Source organism: Microcystis sp. M_QC_C_20170808_M9Col, assembly GCF_007095495.1.
Taxonomy (GTDB): Bacteria; Cyanobacteriota; Cyanobacteriia; order Cyanobacteriales; family Microcystaceae; genus Microcystis; species Microcystis aeruginosa.
This window is the reverse complement of the sequence record NZ_SFBZ01000283.1, coordinates 1-3,695: the sequence shown is the minus strand read 5'-3', so window position 1 is coordinate 3,695 and position 3,695 is coordinate 1. Positions and strand designations below refer to the sequence as shown.

General features: G+C 43.4%; 2 protein-coding genes and 1 pseudogene. 1 reads left to right on the top strand and 2 read right to left on the bottom strand.

The genetic code is table 11. The features are described from left to right. Positions 1-680: 680 nt before the first annotated feature. Positions 681-1,394: a response regulator gene (locus tag EWV68_RS18125; RefSeq protein WP_287170614.1), complete on the top strand. Its 714-nt coding sequence runs from the start codon at positions 681-683 to the stop codon at positions 1,392-1,394. 51 nt (positions 1,395-1,445) lie between these two features. Here EWV68_RS18125 and EWV68_RS18120 read toward each other — a convergent pair whose 3' ends face one another. Beyond that, on the bottom strand, positions 1,446-2,447 hold the full coding sequence (locus EWV68_RS18120; RefSeq protein ID WP_061431786.1) for a phosphoribulokinase: 1,002 nt from the start codon (positions 2,445-2,447) through the stop codon (positions 1,446-1,448). A 304-nt stretch (positions 2,448-2,751) separates the two neighbouring features. Further along, a pseudogene (locus tag EWV68_RS18115) lies at positions 2,752-3,585 on the bottom strand (putative bifunctional diguanylate cyclase/phosphodiesterase); the annotation flags it as partial. Positions 3,586-3,695: the final 110 nt, after the last annotated feature.

Here is a 3,695-nt window from a genome sequence, read left to right as displayed (position 1 = left end):
GCTTCTCGCAAAGCTCGTCAGGATTATTATGGCAAAATTACCTTTTCTTTTATTCAGGAGTTTGAGGCTTTCACATAACAGTACTTGTCTTTGTATTGAAAAATGTGTCCGTCAGTCAGAATGTATCCTTTTTTGAACGAAAATGCCTAAGTCCCAATAGGCTAAAAAATTAATTAAACCAGAGCTTGGTTCTATTCTAGGAAAATACAAGCAGCTCAAAGATGTATTCTTCTTAAAATTATCTTGGCTCTTCTCGACTTTGTGTAATAATTTTTGCCGATCAAATTCTGAAATGTTTACTGGGAAAGACTTTTAGGGCTATTTTGGTGAATAAATCAACTATCAGTATAGGCCTCGTTTCCCCACAGAAACCAGAAAAGCCAAATCCTTGCATAATCGAGATTTGTATGATATTATAAAGAAATAATTAAAGCAGAAAATTCTGGGTAATTTGGGTAGATTTGAGTATATTTTAGGTGAGGCTAAGTATATTTGCCATCTCTGCTTTTAGTAAGTATCAATAAAATCAACCGGAAAAAGGGAATTGCCGAATGAAGAATAAGAAAGCGGAATTCAGAGAAGGAGGAAGGGAGTGAAGTCAATGTTAAGGAGCGGCTCTAATAATCGAAAAGCCAAAATTATCAAATCATCACTTACTTCGGCGAAACTGGTCAAAAAATATGGATAAAGTCCGGGTTATCGTTGTAGAAGATCACGATTTAACCCGCATGGGCTTAGTGGTGGCTCTCCAGCATCGGGAAGGTATTCAAGTGGTAGGGGAAGCGATCAGTGGATTACAGGGACTGAAACTGCTAGAGGAGACTAAACCCGATGTAGCGATCATCGATATAGGTTTACCCATGATCGATGGGATCGAGTTAGTGCGACGCTTCCAACAAAATCGGGGCAAAGACCCCCTGGCCACGAAAATCCTCATGCTAACCATGCACAAAACCCCAGAACAGGTTTTAGCGGCTTTTAGTGCTGGGGCTGATTCCTACTGTATGAAGGATATTAGCATTGATAAGTTAATCGAGGCGATTTATTCCACCCACGAAGGCAATCATTGGCTTGACCCTGCGATCGCCAATATTGTTCTGCAACAAGTGCGCCAAAATGTTCCCGTCGGTGCGGCTGCCGGGACCAAAACAGTGATAATTCAAGGCGTTGACCGAGAATATCACCAATTGCTGGAAAATGCCCCCCTAACGGCACGAGAGCGAGAAATTCTCGATCTGATTGTCGCGGGTTGTAGTAATGCCGAGATTGCCGAGCGACTCTATATCACCATCGGCACGGTGAAAACCCATGTCCGCAATATCTTAAATAAACTCTCTGTGGATGATCGGACTCAAGCGGCAGTGCTGGCCCTGCGATCGGGATTAGTGGATTAAAAAAACCGGCATCCTACCCGGGTAGGATGCCGGCTCGGTCAAAACTAGAAACTAGACTTGGGCTGCCACTTTTGATTCGGCCGCCATTAGTTTTTCGTAGGTTTCACGCATTTTGAGACCGACTAACACTTGGAATAAACCCGTACCATTGGTAGAGCCGGGATAATCCTTGTGTTTGAGCAGTAATTCCGTCATTTCACCGTAGTATTTAGTGCCGGTTTTGCTCAAATGGCTTTCGATGTAGATCATTTCTTCGAGGTTATCGAATTGACCATCTAGTTCCAGAATCGACACTTCATTCCCCAAGAAGCCATCTGGACCATAGTAGAGTTTAATGCCGGGATAAGCGCAGGTCAATTTACGACCACAGGGCCGCCAATCGATGGTGGAACCTTCATCAAACAGATAAGCGGGTTCAAAGTTTTCTACCCCTTCTTTCTGGATTAAACGGACCCGTAGTAACTTACTTTCGTGATCTTCAAGTAATTGGGTGGGCAGCACTTGAATCACCACGTCAGCGTACTGTCTTTGGGGATCGATATAGGCACTGAAATCCGGTTTTCTAGAATTAATGGCCGCCATCACATCATCATAGGTGTGACCGCGCTCGGCCATATCCCGTTGAATTTTCCAGTTAACTTTGACTTCATCGCTAATATCGAGATAAACGCTGAAATCTAATAGGGCCCGGACTCGTTCATCATATAAGGGGTGCAGTCCCTCGATCACGATTACCTTATTCGGTTCGATGATTTCGGGGGGATCGATCATCCCCGTTTCATGATTATAAATAGGTTTATTAATGGCTTGACCTCCCTTAAGAGCTTTAATCTGCTCATACATCAGGTCAAAGTTATTCGCTTTCGGATTGAGTGCGGTGACACCCACCTCTTTTCTCTGTTTGCGATCGAGGCAATGGTAGTCATCTAAACAGATCACTGTCATAAACTCGGCCCCGAATAAATCGGTCAAACGACGTAAAAAAGTAGATTTCCCACAACCGGAGTCCCCAGCTACACCGATTAGAACCACGCGCTCTGGCTTATTGGCCATAGTTTCCCTCTAAATACACGACTAATTGTTAACCCATAGTAGTAATTAAACCAGACTCTGGATCCAGCAGCACCCCGCCGCCACAAATTTCTGCTGCTGACAGGTTCGGCAAGAGTCTCACGCTAGATTGAGTAGGTATTTGATCCTAGATTCTCTGTTCAGATCATACCGGAATCAGTGACCAAAATCAGTTATCAGTAATCAGTTATCAGTAAACAGTGATCAGTGAAAGGACAGCACTGTTAATGCTATTTCATCCTCCTCACTTAATACCCCTGACTAAAAACCCAGAGCTGATAACTGATCACTGATCACTGATTACTGACAGGCTGCGGTGGATGTGGAGAAATTTAGTCATTTCCTCCACTGCTAGAGGGCCACTGATGCGATTGCCTTGCATTCTCTCGCAACCTAATTCTTGCAGGATTTCTAATTGTTGTTGGGTTTCTACTCCCTTGGCGATCACTATTAAGTTAAAACTTTTCGCTATCGCCAGCAATGACGAGATAAAACGGGTATCCTGGGGATTATTACTCAGGTTTTTCGTTAAAGATTGCTCTATTTTCAGTTTTTTCACGGTAAATTGACCGAGATAGGCGATCGACGCGTAACCGCTGCCAAAATCATCGAGGGTGATCCCAATACCCAATTCCTGCAAATCCCCAAGAATTCGAACGGTTTCACGGCTATTTTCTAGTAAACTTGTCTCGGTTATTTCCATCTCCAGAAAGAAAGGCCCGATTTGGGTTTCAGTCAAGACTTCTTTGAGGATGGTGAGCAACTGGGGATCCCGCAATTGGTGCGGGGACAGATTGATCGAGATGGGAGTGTATAATAATCCTCGCTGCTGCCATATTTGTGCTTGTTGACAGGCATTTTTCAGCACCCAACGATTAAGCTCAAGGATTAACTCGCTTTCTTGGATTAAGGGTAAGAAACGATTAGGAGCGATTAATCCGAATTGAGGGTGTAACCAGCGCAATAATACCTCTAACCCTTCCACTTGTCCCTGAGTCATATTAACTTGCGGTTGATAGTAAAGAGCTAATTCATTATTTCTGATTGCCTGATAGAGAAAATATTCAACTTTAGAACTACGAGTATTTTTAGGGTGAACATTAACTGACTCTATCCCTGACTGACGGACACAAGTGGGTCAAAACCTGACAAGACAAGGGTTGCCAAAAAGAAAAATATCTGGGTAGATAGGGAAAAAGCAAGAATCCCTACAAGATGAAAACCGAGAAC